Raw genomic sequence first — 18,221 nt, forward strand, 5'->3', positions numbered from 1 at the left:
GGCAATGCCGAGCTTGTCCAGCGTGCGCTTGGCGGGCAGATGCGACTGCTCGACGATCCGGATGATCTCGAGCTTTTCCGATGCGGGATACCTCATTCGTCGCCCTCCCCATCCGCGATCATGCTTTATGGGATGGCCCGCCCCTTTTCCCCGGCATCGGATATGATGCTGGTGCTTGAAGAGGAAAGGAGCGGACCGATGTCTATTGTGATCCTTGGCGTTGATTTGGGCAAGAATGCCTGCAGTGTGGTGGGCGTGGATGCGGCGGGAGCTGTCGTCGTACGCAGGTCGATGCGCCGCCAGACGCTGGTCGACTACGTTGCCAAGCTTCCTGTGTGCGTGGTCGCGATGGAGGCATGTTGCGGTGCCCATTATCTGGGGCGCCTGTTCGCCGCGCACGGACATGAGATCCGGCTGATGTCGCCGGAGTACGTACGGCCGTATGTCAAAGCACAGAAGAACGATGACCGCGACGCCGAGGGGATCGCCGAGGCCGCCTCGCGTCCAACGATGCGCTTCGTCGAACTCAAGACCCAGGAGCAGTTGGACATCCAGACGCTCCACCGGGTTCGCTCGCGCCTGGTGGCTGAGCGCAGGAGCCTGACCAACCAGTTGCGGGCGATCCTGCTGGAGCGCGGGACCATTTTCCCGGTTGGGCGGCGCAAGCTGGAACTCGGCATCGATGCCCTGCTGGCCGATGAGGATACGACCTTGTCACCGCGTCTGCGCCAGTTGGTGGCCGAACTGCGTGCCGAATGGCGCGAACTCGATACCAGGGTGGAAACGCTGAACGGCGAGTTTGTCGAGCTGGCGCGCAATGACGCGGCTGCCCGGCGGCTCACATCCATCCCCGGCGTCGGGGTGCTGAACGCAACTGCCCTGATTGCAGCCGTGGGCGATGCCAGCAGCTTTGCCAAAGCCCGAGACCTGGGTGCCTGGCTCGGTCTGGTGCCCCGTCAGCATACTACCGGCGGCAAGCCGCGGCTGCTCGGCATCTCCAAGCGAGGCAACACCTACTTGCGCACCTTGCTCATCCACGGTGCCCGAGCAGCATTGCCGTCGCTGGCGCGAAGCGAGACCCCGTTGGGGCGCTGGTTGACAGGAATGATCGAGCGAGGAGTCCACCGCAATGCTATCGTCGTCGCGCTGGCCAACAAGCTGGCGCGGATCGCATGGGCGGCCTTGCGCAAGGACGCGACGTTCGAACGCGGCTACCCAGTCGCGGCATAACCGGATCGGCCGCACGCATCTTCGTGCATAGGCCAACGATGTTTGCAGGAAGGATCGTGAAGATGGCCTGACAGTCGATCGGCGTCTGGAAAGCCCGGCCAAAAAAATGGCACTCGTTGCCGGCGTCTTTATTGTGGCTCCAGACGTGCGGATGTCCATCTTGGCCATGGGGTCACCCATGAGACCGCATACGTTGACGCAGACTGATCAGAACACTTCAAAATCCCCCTTGCAGACGGGGCGGGCCATACGTTTTTTGAGCAGACGGTTTTCCAGCGTCAGGTCGGCCACGCATTCCTTCAGGGCGCGGGCCTCGCGGCGCAGGTCCTGGACCTCACCGCTGGTCGCAGCACGGGCGGTGTCGCCGGCCAACCGGCGCTTGCCGGCTTCCATGAACTCCTTCGACCAGGTGTAATACAGACTCTGGGCGATGCCTTCCTTGCGGCACAGTTCGGCGATGCTGTCCTCGCCGCGCAGGCCATCGAGCACGATGCGGATCTTGTCCTCGGCCGAGAAATGCCGCCGGGTCTGCCGCCGAATGTCCTTCAGCACCGCTTCCGCAGGGGCCTTGGCGGGCAATTTTTTCAAGGAGGGTTGGGGCTTCATCTTCGTTCCTTCGTCACTACGACGAAGCCCCAACCCTCCTTAAATCACAACCTCAAATCTGTGCCATTGGTGCTGACGGGGAACAATCAACTTGACGTTGTCAGCGATGTACTGGCCGACCTCGTCAACGAAGAAATTGAGGCGAAAATCCTTATCTTGGGCATCGATATAGGCCTTCACCTTGTCTGCGAAATCCTCGATCGAAACCTTGTAATCTGAGCGGTACTTGTTGAGAATTCCGGCTGCCTCGGACGCGTCGGCGCCGGTCGCCTTTGCATAAGCATTGGCGATGTTGGTGCCCTCAAGCAGGGCTTGCTCTCGCCCGCGCTCCCAAGGCTTGCCGGCAATCGCCTGATAGGCCTCTCTGAAGGCACTGAAGACATTACGGCTGTCGAGATCGCGCTCGAACTGGGCAATATGAGCCTGCTTGCCATAGTAGCCGCAGGCTTCATCAAAGACCTTTTGGAAGACCGACAACAGCGCATCGATCTGGTCCTTGGAGATGACATCGGCTTTCTGGTCGATATTGAAAAGGATGCTCCTCGACGGGATCGAAACTGCACGCTTCAGGTCAGCTGAGAGGATTTCGTTATCTGCGCACTTGTCCTTGAACAGCTCATAGGCCGTTGCGCCGTCGACCTTGCGGTTCTCGAGCACCATCGCCAGCATCTTGAGAAGGTGCGATTTACCCGATCCGAAAAAGCCGGAGATCCAGACGCCATTGGCTGTCGTGTAGTTTTTGTAGGCGTCGAGAAACTTCTCGATCTGCTTCTCGATCTCGTTGGTGAGAACGTATTCCTCGAGCTCAATCCGCAGGCTCGCGTCATCGTCTGCCTTGATGACGCCTTCAATCGGACGGTCGACGGGTTTTTCGAATATGTCGCGCAAAATGGTCATATCGGCCCCTCAGACCTCGTAATTGAAGATGTTGAAAGCACGATAATATTTGTCGTCGTGCAGAATTCCAAAAAGATCCAGCGAGGCCCCGCTGGCCAAGGCGTGCGTGTAGTTTCCAGGGAAAAACATCAGAGTTGGCTTTTCCTTGGCCGTACTTTGGAGGTTGTTCAGCACGTTATGCGAACGGATATAGGGGAAGACTTCACCCACGCCGGAAAGGAAAAGGACGTCAAACGATTGGCTTGCCAGTCTCTTGCCGATTTCGGGGATGAGGTGGGTCTCGGGATCAAGGACATTCTGCAAAAGCTCCTTGAGCTCGTCCTTTGTTACCCCCGGTTCGGCAGCGATCAGCTCAACCCATATCCCGCGCTCGCGCAGTATATCGATAGCCAGATCATAGAGATTTATGTCCAGCACCGTGACGCCGCGATTGGCGAGCTGTCTTACCAGCTGACCCCGCACCTGTTCCATGTCCACAGCGTCGCTGGCCGTGAAAGGGCAGATGAAGAAAGGAACCTCATTCCCTAGGCCCAGCTTCCTGAGAAAACGCTGGCTCGAAACGACTTCCAGCAAATGGTCCTGACGCTCTCGGGGCGTCATCGTGTTTGTATCTCGTGTCATCAGGCGCCCCTTTGCCTGCCGAGCTCCACGCCCGGGAAATATCGCAGTTCATGCGGGTCGGATTGCGCCATCAGGGCCGCGAAGCTCGGCGAGAGCAGCGCCCGACAAATATGATCCTCTTGGTTAAGGATCCCCGCCTCTCTCATGAGCCTAAACAGGATCTGACGCAGTTTTTCGCGGGTCGAAGTGCTGATGGCTTCGAGCTCTGGCTCCCATTCAGCCTTGGCCGCATAGAAAGAATCGAAGTCGTCGTAGGTGACATGGGTGCGGAAACTGAGGAAACGCTCCGAAAGGAGTTCGACCGCAAACTCACCGATGAACCGATAGGCCCGGCATAGTGCCAGCCAGAGGACCGAAAGCTGATCCGCGTAATCACCATGACAAAGCAGATCGATCTCATCCACCTTTAGAGCTTCTAGGCGATTGGCGATCTCTCGGACCGAGCGGGTCACCGATGATTGTTTCCGGAAGGGGATGACGCCCTGTTCGCCCGCGGCCTTCTTGACCGCAGTCCAGTCTCCCAGCTCCTGATAGAGCCGTGCAATCGCAATGCTCTCATTCAGGAATAGGCCGCCGGTGCCGAAAGACATCCGATATTTTGAGGTACTTGCCTTTCGGGTCATGAGTGGGCGCCGTTTCCGAGTGCGAGCGCCACCTTATCCGCGTTCAAGAGCACAATCTGCTGGTCCTGGGGCTTACGTGCTGCCGGATCGGTATCCAATCCGAGGCGCTTCAGTGCGTAGTAGAGGAGAGCCCTTCGGACCGGGATGGTCGTCACGCCCCTTTCCATTCCGTAGTCGAGCTCGATCGCCTTGCGCTGACCAGCGCTCAATTCGGGGTGAGGCGCGATCTCGAGCTCAACCTGCTCTTCCCATTCGCGATCACTTGTCGCCCGAGCATCTGCCGGCTTCGATGAGCGCGTATCGGTGATGCGCGAGAGAACGAAGTCCTTGAAGGCGCTGCTGCGTGGGCAATTCGCGCGAGCATGCCATCTGAAGCCGTCAAACACCAAGGCATGAGGTTCGATCCACCGCCAAGCAGGCTCAAGGGAAGACATCGATTGGTAGAAGACTTCGATCGCCTCGTGCCGTTTGATCGCCGTCACGATGGCCCGCAGAGTTTTGGGCGAGACACCCCGGGCGGGCGTCGGGGCACAGGCGAAACTCGGCAAGCCTCCGATCCAGCTGTCATCGGCGGCAATGATTCCATCCGAGAGCGATCTGAGCTGTGAGAGATATTGGGCTGCGTCGGGCTGGTGGAATACGGGGGTAAAGGAAGAGCTGCGAACGTAAGTCCTGGCGCTCTTGTCGTAGACCATGTTGGCTTCAGCCAGGCCAAGATATCTGTTCAGATCCGTCGAAGCCTGGTTGATCGAAACGCCGAAAACTTCAATCAGGTCACTCCGGTTGACATGCCCTTCCCAAAAAAGCCTGAATTCGATGAATTCGAGGCGGCTCTCAACCCCGCGCCTCAATCCCGAATCGCTATCCATTCCCAGATCCCCCAAGAAACTGGGCTAAACCAGTTTCTTTATGGGTAAGCGTAATGAATGCTTGATGACGAGGCAACGAGATTCGGAAGGCCGTGGCCTCGATTTCGCTAGCCTACCCGCGGTTAACTGCCTCTGAGCTCGCAAGAAATTCCGACACTTTCTGGCAGGTCTTGCGGCGTGGCCTGCGCCCGTCGCGAAGGTCCTGAACGAAGCGAGGATCTGCCACGACGTGCCGACCGAAGGTGCTCGGCGACGTCCGTGTTTGCGCCAGATATGCCTCGATCTGCTCCAGTAGCTCCATCGCCATCGACTCGCTTTAGGCTTGCGTTCTTGATATGTTCTTACTAGGAAGGCTTCCTAGAGTCTAGGATGGATTTTCCTAGGTGCCCGCGATAGGACTGGTAGTCATGGACGACGCACGGAGAGCCCTGGATGAGCTGATCCAGCAACGAGGGGTGAATTACTCCTCGGTTTCGCGCCTGCTCGGGCGCAATGCCGCTTACATTCAGCAATATATTCGGCGCGGCAGTCCGCGGCAGCTGGACGAGCAGGATCGCTCGGTTCTGGCGCGATTTTTCGGGGTCGATGAGAAGGTTCTTGGAGCCCCTCCCCGCCGTTCAGGCCCGGTCGTCGAACTGGTCCATGTGCCTTTGCTCAATGTCGAGGCATCAGCCGGCCACGGCGCTCTGGCCGAAATGGAAGCCAAATCCGCGCAGTTTGGCTTCGACGAGAAGTGGCTGCGGCGACTGACCGCGAGCAAGGCAGCGAGCCTGTCGATCATCGCCGTGCATGGCGACTCCATGGAGCCCACCCTTCATGATGGCGACGAAGTTATGGTCGATCTCGGGGACGGCCAGGCGCGGCTTAGAGACGGGATCTATGTCCTGCGGATGGACGACATGTTGAGCGTAAAGCGCATTGCGCTCGAACCGCAGGGCAAGCGCGCGTCGGTTCTGAGCGACAACCCTGTCTATCCAAGCTGGCGCGGCCTGGAGAAACGCACGCTCAACATCGTCGGACGGGTTCTCTGGTTCGGACGGGCGCTCTAAGGTGGTCCTCTGATGCTTGCCCTGCTTGCCGCTTCGATCGTCGCTTTCGGGCAGACCTTTACCTGCACGCCAACCCATGTCTGGGATGGCGATGGTCCCGTCTGGTGTGCGGAAGGCCCTCACCTTCGGATCGCCGGTATCGCTGCCCGGGAAATGGACGGCACCTGCCGCACCAATCAGCCCTGCCCAAATGCCACGGCAATCGAGGCGCGCGACGCCCTTGTACATCTGATGGGCGGCGCGAAAGGAACAATTTCGACCGGTCATGTGGTGGTCAGAGGTCCGCCGCTGACATGCCGCTCTGAGGGGTCCGCAGGCGGAAACAGGACCGCTGCCTGGTGCCGTCTGCCGTCAGGTGCCGATCTGTCATGCGCCATGATCAAGACCGGCAAGGTCCTGCGCTGGGATCGCTACTGGAAAGGCCCGGCTTGCCGGTGAGCAGCACCACGCATCTGACCGGCATCGTCGAATGGGCGGCCAACGGACCAGTGCTGCGAACTGACGGTGGCGGGACTTGGGAACTCGACAACACCCGCCAGGTACGGAAATTCATCGGCGCCCGCGTCGAAGTGGTCGGGGAGCGTTCAGGGTTCAACGGATTTGCCTGCGACCAGATATGGCCTGCCGGAAAGCCTCGACCGACTGCATTCAAACTCCGGCTCGAATTCCTTCTTGCCGCAGCCTTCGTCGCCTACGGTCTCTACGCGACGGTTGGCGGGGTCGTCAGCGTGCTTGGCTGATGCTCAGCGACTGGGAGCTCTGGGCCTGCGCCAACCATGTCCTGCAAACCCATGCAGACAAGGCAGCCTTGCACGTCGCCGAACAGATTGGGGCTCTCGCACTTGCTGGCGATGAGGCAGGCATTCGGACATGGCAGGCTATCGCCCAGCGGATTGTCCAACTGAGCTCCAACGCCCAAGATCGACCACTCCAGTAAACCTCATCGACAAGACCTGTAAGTTCATCCGATCGGCGAGAGATCGCCCGGAAACAAACACGACTGCGCGGCCGGGCCGCCCTGGCTGTCGCCTTCGATGGTGAAGCCGCGCATGCGTTCGACCAGATGACGAGCAAGATCGACCCTGGCGCTGCGCTGAGCGCGCGGATCATCGGCATTGAGCCGGACGAGCGTGTGCTCCGGCGCAACAGCCAGCGCAACTTCGAGATGGGTAAGAAGGATATCGTCGGAGATTCGGGGCATGAGATAATGAGAACAAATAAAGAACTTCGCGTCAACCGGCCTAGTGCGGACGCATGGGGACAGCGGGACGCTAGATGCCGATCTCGAACGGCTTCGTGATCGAACGGTCAAGTTCTGGCGGCTTGCGTTCCGGTGCTGGAGCCACACGATCTTTGGCCTGCCCTGTGGCTGCCGCATCGCGGAGGAGATCGACCGTTTCAAGCGCCGAGCGCTTCATGCCGGCATTACGCTCGACCGCCGCCTCGAGCTTGCCAGCATTATCGACATAGAGGGTTAGGCCATCGCGCAGCCGCGTAACTGTCACCAGAAACGTCTGCTGATTGGCCAGATTGCGCTCGCGGCTATCCATCACCGCAATGCCGCGATCGGAGGTCAGCCCCTGCGCCATATGGGCATTGAGCGCATAGGCAAGATCGAGACTTCGCAGCATCGGGTCGCCCTGCTCGAGCCTGTGCTCTGCGCCCAAGGATGTCTTCACCACGACAGCCCCTTTGTCGACTGCGACAATCCGGGCCTGGTCGGCATTGAGCAGGCCCCGCTGGTGATCGGTCTCGGTCCACCGGATCTTGTCGCCGGTGTAAATGTCGAGGGCGCGGACTTCGAACAGACGCAGCGGATCCTGCTCACCTTGCGGCCTGATCTGACCGGGACGAAACTCGAACTGGCGGCCACGCGCGTTCTCCAGCGTGACACGCTCGCGTGCCACATCGGTTCCGACCACCCGGTATTCGCCCGCTGCAATAGCTTGGCTGCGCTGACGCCGCGCGACCTCGACCACCATGCCGGGCGCATAGGTGCTCGCATATCGCAGCTCCTCGCGGGTCACATTGACGCGCGACAGGGTCTGAAGCCGCATGGTTTCAGGACCGAGCTCTCCGCTCGCCTTCAGGCCGGTCTGCACTGCATCGTTCACGGCACTGCGCAAGTTTCGGCCTGAGGCATAGATTGCGGTTACCTCGCGCTCGGCGGTCGAAAGCGACAGCCAGGCGGCGGCCGCTTCGACAGCAACGTCATTTCCCACCTCGATCACTTGGGGTGCCAAATGGCGCATGGAGTCTTCGATGCGACCTTCTTGCGCTGCCTGCTGTGCAGCTCGAAGGCCCTCTGTCCGTGCGCGGAGATTGGTGCTCATGATAGCCGTCTCAATCCCGGCTTGCTGCATCACATCGAACGGCTTTCCAGCATCGACGGCACCCAACTGCTTGCGGTCGCCAATGCTGGCAAAGCGGCCGAGTTCGAGAAGGTTTGCCAGCCGCACAAGCTTTTCCTTGTCGGCATTGCCGACCATCGATGCCTCGTCGAGCAGCACGACACTGCCGCGCATCTCAGCCCGCGCCTCGGCGAGACGGTCCGCATCGGCCCCTTCCAGGAGATCGCGGTGCCGGGCGAGAAACCGCGAGACCGTCATCGATGGAATGCCTGTATCGCGCTCGAGCATCTGGACCAGCGTGTTCTGCACCGCGAGACCGAGCACGGCCCTGCCTTCCTCGCGCAGGATCTCCGCGACAGGTTTGAGGACCGTGCTCTTGCCTGCGCCCGCGACGCCCTGGATCGCGACGATCCGATTGTTCGAGCCAAGCAGCAAACGCCCTGCCCCTTCCTGTCCAGCGTTCAAGGTCAGCCCGTATTTGATCTGGGACAGGGCCTGCAGCCGGGACCCGGCAAGGTCGGGAGAAACAATCGCCGGCGCGGCGCCGCGCCCGTCTTCAACCCCGGCGATGATCCGCTGTTCGAGACTGATGGCATCGCGTGTCGTCAGCAGTTCCCGGTCGGCACCCCTGCCCTTCTCCAGATGTCCCTGGCGGAGCAGCTGGTCGACGCGCTGCTCGATGTCTGTAAGTGAAGTCGGGAGCGCAAAACCCAGCGCTGCGCGGTAGATCTCGGCCCGAGTGAAGGCAGCTTCCCGCTCGCCCAGATGCCGGACAGCCGAGGCGACTGCATGAATTGCAGCGACCTGCTCGACACTGCGATTGGTCAGCCGGGCAGGTATCAGCGGGTCACCTTCACGCAGACCGAGCCGTTCGGCAAAGGAGGTTGCAAGGTCCTGAACATTGCGGACGAGCGCGCGCATCGTGGACCCAACACCAGTTACATTGCCAAGGTCCTGCACGCTGCGAGCATTGGCCCTGGCAATGACCATGGCGGGATCAAAGCCCAGCCTTGTAGACGTATCCTGCCACTGCTGCCGCAGCGCATCGCGATCTTCGATCCGCCCCTTGTCGGCCCGGGTCATCAAGGTTGCAGCATCGAGCACGCCTGGCCCTGAGAAGTTCATCTGGGCGGCCGCTTCGAGGATTTCCGCTCGCCGGGAACTGAAGGCATCGCGGACCGCCTTGGGCACACCTACGGCCTCGAAATTACCGTGCTTGCCGAACTCGCCGACCTCGTAACCGAGCTTCTCGACGCTCAGACGAAACCGCGCCATCGTCATGGCATTGAGCAAGGTATTGTGCTGCCAGAGCTTGTCGTTGCGCAGCGCCCGCCATTTGCCGTCGGTCCCTCTCGTCACATTGGCAATGACGGCATGGAAGTGGGCGTTGGGCTCCTGGTTGCGATTGGTGTCGTGCTGGAACAGCGCGATCGCAAGGTTGCCGGTCTGGACGGCACGTTCTTTGCCCCGCACCTCCATGCGGGTCTCGGCAAGGTTCTTCTCGGCCCAGCGCAGGGTTTCCCGGACGGCCGCGGCGTAGGCGTCGAGGATCCGTTTGTCGCCGCCCACCAGAGCGAGGACCGACCAGCTTTTCGGCATCGAAAAGGTGAGATCGGTCCCCGCCCGGTGCGCCCGGTTGTCACTGCCGACGCGGCTTCCGTCAGGCAACATCCCCTTGAGGATTGCCTCGAACTGCCGCGCGTCTACGGCCCCTTTGAGCCCGAGCGCCGCAGCGCCCTTCCCTAGCCATTCACCCGAGCGATCGGCATCAGCCCGCGTGTAGTAATTGTCGGCAGCGAAGTAGTTGGCCGCGCCGCCGGCGGTGCGGACATTGGCTACCGACAGCATGGGGCGGTCCCCCATGCCGAGGATCCCAGCGACATGCTCACATCTCCATGTCGCCAAGATCGGGACCAGTGATCGGCGGAGGCTCATGCTCCCGCAATCCATCCTCAAGCATCAGCTTGCGCGCAGCAGCATCGCTGGAACCTCGGCTCTTCGGGGTATCCGGCTTGCTCTCTTGCAGCGCCTTAGTGTCGGGCGCGCCGGGCCGGGCAGCACCCTTGGCAGAGGCTGACTGATCCGGAGTCGCAGAGGCTTCGCCCGTCGGGAGAAGCGGGCGGGCGGAAGGTCCAGCCTTTCGCGGCGGGGCATCGGTTCTGGTGTTCGACCGCTCCTTCCTGGCCTTGCCTGCCTTCTCCTGGCCGGAGCGAGTTGCCGGTTCCCGCTTCTTCGACGTCTTGCCAGTTGTGCGTTCCACTGCCCGTTCAAGGTCCTTGGCTGGCGCGTCAGGCTCTTGTCTCGGCGCGACTTTCGGTCCCTGATCCAGGGCAAGCTCTCCTTGCTTTGGGACGACCGGCTTGCCCGCTCCGTCATCGTTGGACGAGGGATGCTCACTGACTGTCGGCGCTATCGGCTGCTCTGGCTGCTCCGCCGCCGGATGGGGCACCGTGACCCTTGCCTTCGGGCTTTCCTTGACCCTGGCGATGAAGGTCTCCGCCCGCTTGGGTCGGTCGACGGGCTTCAGCTTGACCGGCGCAGCAGGAAAGCCGTCGGGGAACTTGATGTACCCTGACAGGCGCGGCAGGTTCATCAGCTGGTCGGGCAGCAGGAGCGGCTCGATGTGCTTGCGCGGGGTGAGGCTGACCGCATCACGGGCATTGTTGTAGCCGTAAGTGTAGCCCTCCTCCATGTCCCTGACCTGGCGATGGCCGATGAAGTCGGAGCACCAGGTGGCCGTTTCGCGGTCGGCGGTTCCGAGGATCAGTTTGGTCCGGGCCAGCGATGCCAGCGTCATCGCCATGTTCTCGCCGTAGACCTCCTTGAGCTTGGCATAAGCGTGAAGCCCGAGGACAATCGCGCCGCCGAAATTGCGCGCCGTCTGCAAGCCTTTCTCAAGGGCCGGCAGGCGGTGCAATGCCCCCAGCTCATCGACGAAGAACCAGCACTTGAGATCGCGGGTGCGGGGCATCGTCATCAGCGTGTTCATTGCTGTGTCGAGCCAGAGCGTGAGCAGCTGCGCGCAGACGCTCATGTCGACATAGCGCGCCGAAATGAACAGGATCGAGCCTTCGCTTCGGGCGCTATCGGCCCCGTCCTCGATCCATTGGCGGACCGAGAAACGAGGTCCGGCAGTCGGCAGCAGCTTGAGCGCCTTGGCGTTCACGTTGAACACGGCCCGGATCGATTCCGCCATGCGGGCAGCTTCCGGCGCGGTCAGCGGATCGGCGATAGTACCGCGCATCATGGCATGCACGCGCGACAGGTCCGCAGTCATGAGCTCACGGGCCAGGGCGTCGTTGGTCGCCCTGCCCTCGGCCACGAGTTTGAGGCAGAATTCAACGAACAGGGCTCGTGCAGCAATCACCCAGAACTGGGCTTCTCCGCCCCCGTCATGGGGGACGAGGGCGTCTGCGGCGGCCCAGAACTCACCTTCAGAACGGCATTCGTCAAACAGGCTCCACTGGGGGCAACGCGCATCGAGCGGATTCAGAATGACGTCGCAATGGGCCGCATGAAAATGTTCGATAAAGGCGCCGGTCAGATCGAAGACCACGCAACGCTGGCCCTTGGCTCTGGCTTCCGCAATCATGTCGGAGATCGCCACGGTCTTGCCCATACCGGTGGTGCCAATGAGCATCGCATGGCTTTGTTCGAGCCGCCAGGGATAGGAGACCGTGGCGATATGCGATGGCCGATAGGGAAAGACCCGGGCGATCTCTCGCGGCATGCTGAGCCGCCATTTCCAGCCCAGCGCGGAATCGAGCTCGCGGGTGCGCTCGCGCCGGTTGTGGGTGGTCAATTCATCGATGAGCTCGGGGAGCGTAACAAGCATCGCGCCGCGCTCGTGTTTGCGCTCCTTGGAGCGGCCTCCGAACCGCTCGGCGAACCAGTAGAAGACGGCAAACGCGGGAACCAACAGGAACCCGGAACGCCACAACGCACTGGTCATCAGATCCGTCAGCTTCTCCCACGCATGGACCACCGGTGCGTAGTGGTCGAGCTGGGCAATCGGAAACTGGATGGACGCGCCAAAGGCGGTTTCCAGAGTGATACGCTTGGCGGGATCGAACCCCATGAAGCCGTAGATGGCGGCATAGATCCGCATCCAGACCAGGTAGACTTCATGATCGGTGAGGCCTGCCGAAATGGTCCACCATGAGGTCCATGAGATCACAAGCGCGGCAACGATCAACGGGCCCTTGAGCCCCGCCGCGAACATGAAGCTGAAGTGTCCGAGCAGCTGGCTGCCGCGCGTGAAATTGACGAGGTTACGCTTCATCGGAACCTCCATCGCCGCTAGCGGTGGAGAGACCCAGCTCCTTGCATTTGCGCGCGTAAGCCTGGTGCGCCCGACCGCGCAAAGCGTGATCGGGGTGCCCTGCCAACAGCGCATCCACACCGACCATCAGGAACACCGAGCGGCGGGAAATACGTTCAATGGAAGCGTCGAGCCGCGAGGCAAGCTCGTCCTCGGTGCAGGCATTGGCGAGCAGGGCGCGAACCCACTCGCTCATGCTGATCCCTTTGGCCTTGGCAGCCTTGCGGATCAGCGAGCTGAGCTCGCTGGAGATGTAAACCTGGAGACAGATTGGCCGTGTCATGCACGGACTCCTTGTGGTCAGGAGCCCGGTTCACACTGCGAAAGGCAAGATCGAAGCTAAGTCAGATTTAAGAACATGTCAAGAACATCAAAGGCTGCAGAATTCCGCCATTCTCGGCCTCGCTTTGGTCAAATCCACGTAACTCCCCTCGCCTCCGTCACTTTAGACGGAGAAGCTGCCATTTCACAAAATTCGTTCTATACCCCTGTGATTAGGGGCTTTTTCCGCCTCCCTTCTTGCGACCAGTCGCGTAGGGTGTGCTCAACCGTCCCCAACTGCGAGGACAGGAACCGGCTATTGAGCCTGTAACGGATGATGCGGTTTGCAAACCCCTATCTCTGGGACGCTGGGTAGGTTTGCCGCCCCTCGGATCGCGATAGGCACAGACGAGATCGATGCCTATGATGGGGGCATTATTCAGGGCAGCAAGGAAGCGCGGCATGGGCCAGGTCACATTGAGTGCGACACCGAAGGGCAACGGCTTCCAGGCGACAGTCACTTACCCGAACGGGGTATCGATCAGTTCTTCCGAGGCTTTCCCGACGCAGGCAGAGGCAATCGAGGCCGCGGCGTTGAAGGTCCTGGATATGCCAGAGCGGCTCACCTATCTCGACCGTCCCGATACGCCCGACTGACGCTTGCGACCCGCCTTCCCGTCCCGGCTGAGTGATGCCGAAACGGTCTGCGAGCAAAAAGAAAGGAGGAAGCCCTGACGGACTTCCTCCCAAACCGGCGGATCAGAATTCATCGCTGAGACGGCCCGGCACGGTGTCGATGACACGGTCCAGCATGGCCTTGGGCAAGGCACCGTAATCTCCTTCATCGACAGCGATGTATCCTGCCTCGTCATCGGTCAGGACGTACTGTGTGAAGTAGCTGTGAAAGGACCGGGCATGGGCCTGATCCAGGGCTGCAACGAAGGCTGCCTGATCGGCGGCGGGACCAGCAGCGGCAATGTTCAGTGAAGCGTACATGATCTTTCCTCCTGATGTTTGATGCGTCGCATCAGGAGCTGCGAAGGATGTGGGTGACGGGCTGGGTCAGGGACCGCGATAGCGGCCGCGAAGCGGCGATGGGGGCAACGATTTTTGCCGGGCTTGCCCGGTAAAAATGGTGGGGCCCCGTCGTCCTTGACGCAGCCCCAAAGCCCGCATCAGACTTGGTCTTTCTGCGAGAGAGACCTCTCCAACGCCTGCGCAGAAGCGAGACGCCTGCCCCACAAACCATTTTCCTACATGCCCCCGCAGTGCCAAGATCGGGAGCGGAGGGGACCAACGGCCTGCAAGAAGGAAGCACTATGGCCAGGTCCAAACCTACTGCACGCGATGCGCTGAGGAAGCTGCGTGAACAGCGTGCTCAACTCGAGAACGAGGAGGCTCGTCTCCGCGAAGAGGCAGCGACCGAACTCGGAAAGCTGCTGATCGAGTGCGGCGCCGAGACGATCGATCCGGCGCAGTTGCGCCAGATCGTTCGCGCATCGATGGCGCTCGGGATCGAGGAAACGCTGAAGCGGATTGCTCCCGCGTAAAACCCATCCGGCGGCGGCAAGGGGTTCGATGCCCCGCGCCGCCGCATAGCCTCAGAGCAAAAAGAAAAGGCCCCGATGGCGTCTGCCACCGGGGCCTTGTCGTGAGGCAAGGACATTCAGTCCTCGTCGATGTCGGGTGCTCCCTCGTTGCTGCCCGAACGGCCCTTGGTGAGGAAGTCGACCTTGTCGGCGATGATCTCGCAGCCGTAGCGCTTGGTGCCGTTCTGATCCTCCCACTGGGTGTAGTGGATGCGCCCTTCGACCGTCACGAGCTGGCCCTTGGTGCAGTATTTGGCGACGTTCTGACCCAGGCCGTTGAAGCAGGTGATCCGGTGGAATTCGCTGTCCTTGGCTGTGTAGCCGTTTTCGTCCTTGTAGGTCTTGCCATCCTTGCGGGCAGGACGGTCGGTCACGACCGAGATCGAGGTGATGCTGGTTCCACCCTGGGTGGTCCGGGTTTCGGGGTCGCGAGCGATGCGGCCAACGAGGATAACGAGATTGGTCATGGGCTTTCTCCTGATCGAGCATTCCGGGTCCATCCCGGCTGCAAAACCCGAGCAGAAGCGCCCCATGGCGAAGCGCACCGAAGGGGAACCCGGAACTGGTTCGGGTGGTGCGGGCAGCCGGGCACGCAGCATCGCGCCGAAAAGTGGGAACCGGTTTTCGGCACCAGCGATGCGCAAAATCGTGCCCGGCAACTCGGCCGGACCTGATCCGGGTTGCGCGTCTCGACGGGGGGTGATTCAGGGACAGGTTTGCATCGAAGCCGGGTGGAGCTTGATGCCTTGAACAGGTTTGCCCTGCCTCGTTTACCTCCGGTCCTGGCCGGATCATCCTTCCCCACCTTCCACCGGAGAACCCCCTCCTAGATCACGGTACCGACCGCTTCAGCAGGTGGCACGCTCCTGGGCGCAACTGCTTCACCGCGGCTAGGCATATCGATCGTCACCCCTTCAGCGCCGTCCATAGGGTTGCCGCGAAGCATCCAGACCTGCGGCGTGATCAAGCGCGCCCAGTCCGCAAAGGAGGGGATCGAGCCCAAGTCTTCGCGCACGTGCTGCTCGCCGACCAGACGAACCGGAACGACCCGGCCATCGGCATTGACGAGGGTCTCGCCGAAGATCGCCTCCAGCATGAATATCCCCTCGGCATGGTGCCGCAGCGCGCGGTGCCGAGGGTCTGCGAGGATTGCCTTGGACTGGTCGAACCACTGGTGCAGCGGGAGATAGTCATCGACCGTGCCGCCCCATTTCCGGACCGACGAGAGGGCGTGATAGTAGCAGTGGGCCATGCCAATTCTCCTAGAGCTCGGTCGAGTGATCATCGGTCGCGATGAAGCGCATGCTGCAGTCGAGCACGAAAGTCGCCTCAGCCACATCAATCACCAGTTCGCCGCAGGCACCGTCGTTGATCTCCCAGCCAGGATGGTGACGTTCGAGCGCCAGGTAGGTCAGCTGTTCGAGTGCCTGCCCGAGTGATTGCGGCTCTCTGGAACCGGTACGATCAACGCTGTCTGCTTCGCCTTCCAAGAGGGTCACATCCGGGCACGGGATCCCCGCGCCGGCTGCATCGAGGCATGCACATTCTTCAACGGCACCGCTGTCGCCGCAGCCATCAAAGCGGATCTCGACACGGGCGATGCCGGCTTCCTGCAAGCGCGGGAGAATGACGGTCTTGAGCTGCTGAATCTCTTCGACCACCTGGGTCTGCCTCTCGGCCTGGCGAACGGCAAAATCGGCCATCACAGCCTCGATATCGATCATGAACTGCCTCCTGTAGAAAGGAGCCAACGACCTCCGCTGGCTCAAACTGACAGGCGCGCGCCTTTCCTCTGATGGGCGACGCCAGCGCCGATCCGGCGCTGGCGCGAAGACCGACAGGGCCTTAGTCGGTCCTGGCCGAAGTGTTCTTCGGATTGGTACCGAGGGGCCCGCGGCGATCGACAACGGTGATCCGCCGAGCCTTGGCCTCGATCACCAGGCGTTCGAGTACGCCATTACCCGGGAACGCAATGACGTAACGCGGATCTAGGGAAAGCATCCGCTCGTTGCGCTTGAAGCCGGCACGGGCACCCAGGCGCATATCCAGCGAGAATGTCACCTGCGGGATGCCTCGACGTTCAGCCCAGCTCGAAGCCAGACGGTCGACGCCCTTGGTGTCGCCGCCATGGATCAGGACCATATCCGGCACGCGGTCGCGGACCTTGTCGAGCGTGGCCCAGACATTGTTGCCGAAGGTCAGCGCATCGTCTTCGGTAGCATGACGGGTGCGCCCTCCAGCGAACACGACCGGAGTTCCTTCGGGCACCGCTGCACGGCGTTTGGCCTCGGCACGGGCGCGCAGGAAATCGCGCCCTTCGACCAGCGCGGAGGTAAGCATGACGCTGTGATTGAAGCGCGAGCTGGAGACCGGCTTCCAGGAGGAACCGAACTCGTTGAGGTAAAGGGCTGCTGCGACTTCGCGCATCTCTTCAAGCGCCAGCATCGCGCTCTCGGCGCATTGCGCCCGCTCGACCTGGATCTCAAGTTCGTGGGTGTGGACCTCGGATCCGTCAGCCGTAGCAATCAGCGCGCGGACCTCGTCGGTCGCCCGGTCGAGGGCTGTCGATTTGCGCTCGGCGGAGCGGTGAAAGATGTTGACGAAAGCCCAGCCGAGATCCTCGGCGTCGGCCTCAAGCGCGGTCCCGGACACCATGGCGAAGAGATCGGACCAGACCGCTTCGAGGGTTTGGACGACCGCCTCCCGGACCGGGAAATCGCTTGTCGATACGGGAGCGGGACCGATGGAGAAGCCGGCGAGATCGAGCCCGGCGAGTTGATCGGCAAATGAAGTGTGCATGGGGGAGTCCTCCTGAATGGCGTGAGGCCGACGCACCCGTTCATGGCTGCGCCAGCGAGAGCCCGTCAGGGCCAGCATTCAGGCAGGATTGCGCACCCGTCAGGGGAAACCCGGCTTGGCGGGCTGGCGCGGGCAGGCCTTGAACCCTCAGGGCCAAGGCCAACACGGGCCCGCCCAAGCCGGGTTGCGCAGGACTGGCGGCTGGCCCAGGGCCTCTCTCGCATGGCGACAGACCATGAGCGGCCGGCAAAGTGCAGTCAGTGATGGCAACCCGAAGCTCTGAGCATGATCTACTCGTGGAGCTCAAGCTGCGCGCTTGGTGTAGACCCCCTCGCCATTCGACATGTGTCCGAGGCAATCGTAGTCGCCGAACAAGGCATCGAAGCGGGATGCGATCTGGGACAGCCAGCGCCGTGCCCGCGGTGACCGGGCCGTGCGCAAATCGGCGTCCCAATAGGCCCCGTCATCGCGTTCCACGATCCAGACGGCCACCAGCCCGCCGTAGACCGATACGCCGAAATCGGCATAGGCATTGCGCATGAGGATCCGGTCTTCCCGGCCACGCCAACCGTCATGCGGGATCAGCGACGGGAAAGCATTGGCGGCCCGCTCGCGCAGGTCGTCACGCAGCCATTCATACTCGAATTCCCAGTCGTCCTCGGCTTCGATCTCGAGAACCGTGAATGCGACGATTGCGCCGCTGGGATAGCTGACTGATCGGCCCATGGCATCCTCCCTCAGGCCGCCAGCGCAGCGTCGTCGGACGCATCGTCAGACTGCTCGGGAATGATCTTCCCGCCGAGCTTCAGCAGCAGGCTCGCAGCTTCTTCGGCCTTGGCCGCAGCGGTCAGGATGGCTCGGTCGTCGTCCTTCAGAAGCTTGAGTAATCGCGAGGTGTCGATAATGTGAAGGAACGCGGTTTCAGTGTATGAAATGCGCAGAATTGCGACGTTATCTGACGGGCTTTGCTCCGCATTATTTCTCGACGAACCTCTGCGGTCGTTT

21 protein-coding genes and 2 pseudogenes are annotated in these 18,221 nt (G+C 61.5%); 7 read left to right on the forward strand and 16 right to left on the reverse strand.

What is annotated here, in order from left to right; genetic code table 11:
- The first annotated feature begins 198 nt into the window (after positions 1–198).
- Complete coding sequence (locus LQ220_RS23770; RefSeq protein ID WP_062345709.1) at positions 199–1,230, forward strand: IS110 family transposase; 1,032 nt, start codon at positions 199–201, stop codon at positions 1,228–1,230.
- A gap of 249 nt (positions 1,231–1,479) precedes the next feature.
- On the opposite strand, the pseudogene LQ220_RS23775 reads toward LQ220_RS23770, so the two are convergent.
- The 5 genes and pseudogenes from LQ220_RS23775 to LQ220_RS23795 all read right to left on the reverse strand — a co-directional run.
- Positions 1,480–1,836, reverse strand: a pseudogene (locus LQ220_RS23775) (transposase); the annotation flags it as partial.
- Positions 1,837–1,875: 39 nt separating this feature from the next.
- The gene (locus tag LQ220_RS23780; RefSeq protein WP_230190493.1) at positions 1,876–2,733 is read right to left on the reverse strand and encodes a DUF6079 family protein; all 858 of its coding nucleotides are present in this window, start codon (positions 2,731–2,733) and stop codon (positions 1,876–1,878) included.
- Positions 2,734–2,742: 9 nt separating this feature from the next.
- The gene (locus tag LQ220_RS23785) at positions 2,743–3,333 is read right to left on the reverse strand and encodes a DUF1788 domain-containing protein (protein ID WP_354958583.1); all 591 of its coding nucleotides are present in this window, start codon (positions 3,331–3,333) and stop codon (positions 2,743–2,745) included.
- 20 nt (positions 3,334–3,353) lie between these two features.
- On the reverse strand, positions 3,354–3,977 hold the full coding sequence (locus LQ220_RS23790; protein WP_230190495.1) for a DUF1819 family protein: 624 nt from the start codon (positions 3,975–3,977) through the stop codon (positions 3,354–3,356).
- Positions 3,974–4,846: a WYL domain-containing protein gene (locus tag LQ220_RS23795; RefSeq protein WP_230190496.1), complete on the reverse strand. Its 873-nt coding sequence runs from the start codon at positions 4,844–4,846 to the stop codon at positions 3,974–3,976. Before LQ220_RS23795 ends, LQ220_RS23790 begins: the two co-directional genes overlap by 4 nt.
- Positions 4,847–5,253: 407 nt before the next feature.
- Here LQ220_RS23795 and LQ220_RS23800 point away from each other — a divergent pair, with 407 nt between their 5' ends.
- The 4 genes from LQ220_RS23800 to LQ220_RS23815 are packed head-to-tail and all read left to right on the forward strand — an operon-like array spanning position 5,254 to position 6,832.
- Entirely contained in the window at positions 5,254–5,895 is a 642-nt protein-coding gene (locus LQ220_RS23800) for a S24 family peptidase (protein ID WP_230190497.1), read from the forward strand.
- A 12-nt stretch (positions 5,896–5,907) separates the two neighbouring features.
- The gene (locus LQ220_RS23805; RefSeq protein WP_230190498.1) at positions 5,908–6,333 is read left to right on the forward strand and encodes a hypothetical protein; all 426 of its coding nucleotides are present in this window, start codon (positions 5,908–5,910) and stop codon (positions 6,331–6,333) included.
- Positions 6,330–6,635 carry a DUF5818 domain-containing protein gene (locus tag LQ220_RS23810; protein ID WP_073977409.1) on the forward strand — a complete coding sequence of 102 codons (306 nt, stop codon included), beginning with the start codon at positions 6,330–6,332 and terminating at the stop codon, positions 6,633–6,635. The genes LQ220_RS23805 and LQ220_RS23810 overlap by 4 nt, the downstream gene beginning before the upstream one ends.
- A complete protein-coding gene (locus LQ220_RS23815; RefSeq protein ID WP_230190499.1) occupies positions 6,635–6,832 on the forward strand; it encodes a hypothetical protein in 198 nt (65 codons plus the stop codon). The genes LQ220_RS23810 and LQ220_RS23815 overlap by 1 nt, the downstream gene beginning before the upstream one ends.
- Positions 6,833–6,856: 24 nt before the next feature.
- On the opposite strand, the gene LQ220_RS23820 is transcribed toward LQ220_RS23815, so the two are convergent.
- The 4 genes from LQ220_RS23820 to LQ220_RS23835 all read right to left on the reverse strand — a co-directional run bounded on the left by LQ220_RS23820 (position 6,857) and on the right by LQ220_RS23835 (position 12,850).
- Positions 6,857–7,096: a hypothetical protein gene (locus tag LQ220_RS23820; RefSeq protein WP_202084600.1), complete on the reverse strand. Its 240-nt coding sequence runs from the start codon at positions 7,094–7,096 to the stop codon at positions 6,857–6,859.
- Between the two features lie 70 nt (positions 7,097–7,166).
- The gene (gene mobF, locus LQ220_RS23825; RefSeq protein WP_230190508.1) at positions 7,167–10,094 is read right to left on the reverse strand and encodes a MobF family relaxase; all 2,928 of its coding nucleotides are present in this window, start codon (positions 10,092–10,094) and stop codon (positions 7,167–7,169) included.
- Positions 10,095–10,131: 37 nt separating this feature from the next.
- Positions 10,132–12,528: a type IV secretion system DNA-binding domain-containing protein gene (locus LQ220_RS23830; protein WP_230190500.1), complete on the reverse strand. Its 2,397-nt coding sequence runs from the start codon at positions 12,526–12,528 to the stop codon at positions 10,132–10,134.
- Entirely contained in the window at positions 12,518–12,850 is a 333-nt protein-coding gene (locus LQ220_RS23835) for a hypothetical protein (protein WP_054587177.1), read from the reverse strand. Before LQ220_RS23835 ends, LQ220_RS23830 begins: the two co-directional genes overlap by 11 nt.
- Before the next feature lie 440 nt (positions 12,851–13,290).
- Between LQ220_RS23835 and LQ220_RS23840 the strand changes: the two genes are divergently transcribed.
- Complete coding sequence (locus LQ220_RS23840; protein WP_230190501.1) at positions 13,291–13,485, forward strand: hypothetical protein; 195 nt, start codon at positions 13,291–13,293, stop codon at positions 13,483–13,485.
- Between the two features lie 102 nt (positions 13,486–13,587).
- Here the strand turns inward: LQ220_RS23840 and LQ220_RS23845 are convergent, their stop codons facing one another.
- Entirely contained in the window at positions 13,588–13,824 is a 237-nt protein-coding gene (locus LQ220_RS23845; protein WP_007688359.1) for a hypothetical protein, read from the reverse strand.
- 323 nt (positions 13,825–14,147) lie between these two features.
- Here LQ220_RS23845 and LQ220_RS23850 point away from each other — a divergent pair, with 323 nt between their 5' ends.
- Positions 14,148–14,378 (forward strand): DUF6437 family protein, encoded by a 231-nt coding sequence (locus LQ220_RS23850; RefSeq protein WP_230190502.1) that lies wholly within the window; start codon positions 14,148–14,150, stop codon positions 14,376–14,378.
- Positions 14,379–14,494: 116 nt separating this feature from the next.
- On the opposite strand, the gene LQ220_RS23855 is transcribed toward LQ220_RS23850, so the two are convergent.
- From LQ220_RS23855 to LQ220_RS23880, 6 genes and pseudogenes are all read right to left on the reverse strand, one after another.
- The gene (locus LQ220_RS23855) at positions 14,495–14,884 is read right to left on the reverse strand and encodes a single-stranded DNA-binding protein (RefSeq protein ID WP_230190503.1); all 390 of its coding nucleotides are present in this window, start codon (positions 14,882–14,884) and stop codon (positions 14,495–14,497) included.
- A gap of 359 nt (positions 14,885–15,243) precedes the next feature.
- Positions 15,244–15,669 (reverse strand): hypothetical protein, encoded by a 426-nt coding sequence (locus tag LQ220_RS23860; RefSeq protein ID WP_230190504.1) that lies wholly within the window; start codon positions 15,667–15,669, stop codon positions 15,244–15,246.
- A 10-nt stretch (positions 15,670–15,679) separates the two neighbouring features.
- Positions 15,680–16,141 carry a DUF6878 family protein gene (locus LQ220_RS23865; protein ID WP_230190505.1) on the reverse strand — a complete coding sequence of 154 codons (462 nt, stop codon included), beginning with the start codon at positions 16,139–16,141 and terminating at the stop codon, positions 15,680–15,682.
- A gap of 121 nt (positions 16,142–16,262) precedes the next feature.
- A complete protein-coding gene (locus tag LQ220_RS23870) occupies positions 16,263–17,216 on the reverse strand; it encodes a DUF2493 domain-containing protein (RefSeq protein ID WP_230190506.1) in 954 nt (317 codons plus the stop codon).
- A gap of 303 nt (positions 17,217–17,519) precedes the next feature.
- Positions 17,520–17,942 carry a hypothetical protein gene (locus tag LQ220_RS23875; protein WP_230190507.1) on the reverse strand — a complete coding sequence of 141 codons (423 nt, stop codon included), beginning with the start codon at positions 17,940–17,942 and terminating at the stop codon, positions 17,520–17,522.
- Between the two features lie 11 nt (positions 17,943–17,953).
- Positions 17,954–18,221 (reverse strand): annotated as a pseudogene (locus tag LQ220_RS23880) (hypothetical protein); the annotation flags it as partial.

The sequence above is a fragment of the Sphingobium sp. CECT 9361 genome (assembly GCF_918741285.1).
In the GTDB taxonomy this organism is placed as follows: domain Bacteria; phylum Pseudomonadota; class Alphaproteobacteria; order Sphingomonadales; family Sphingomonadaceae; genus Sphingobium.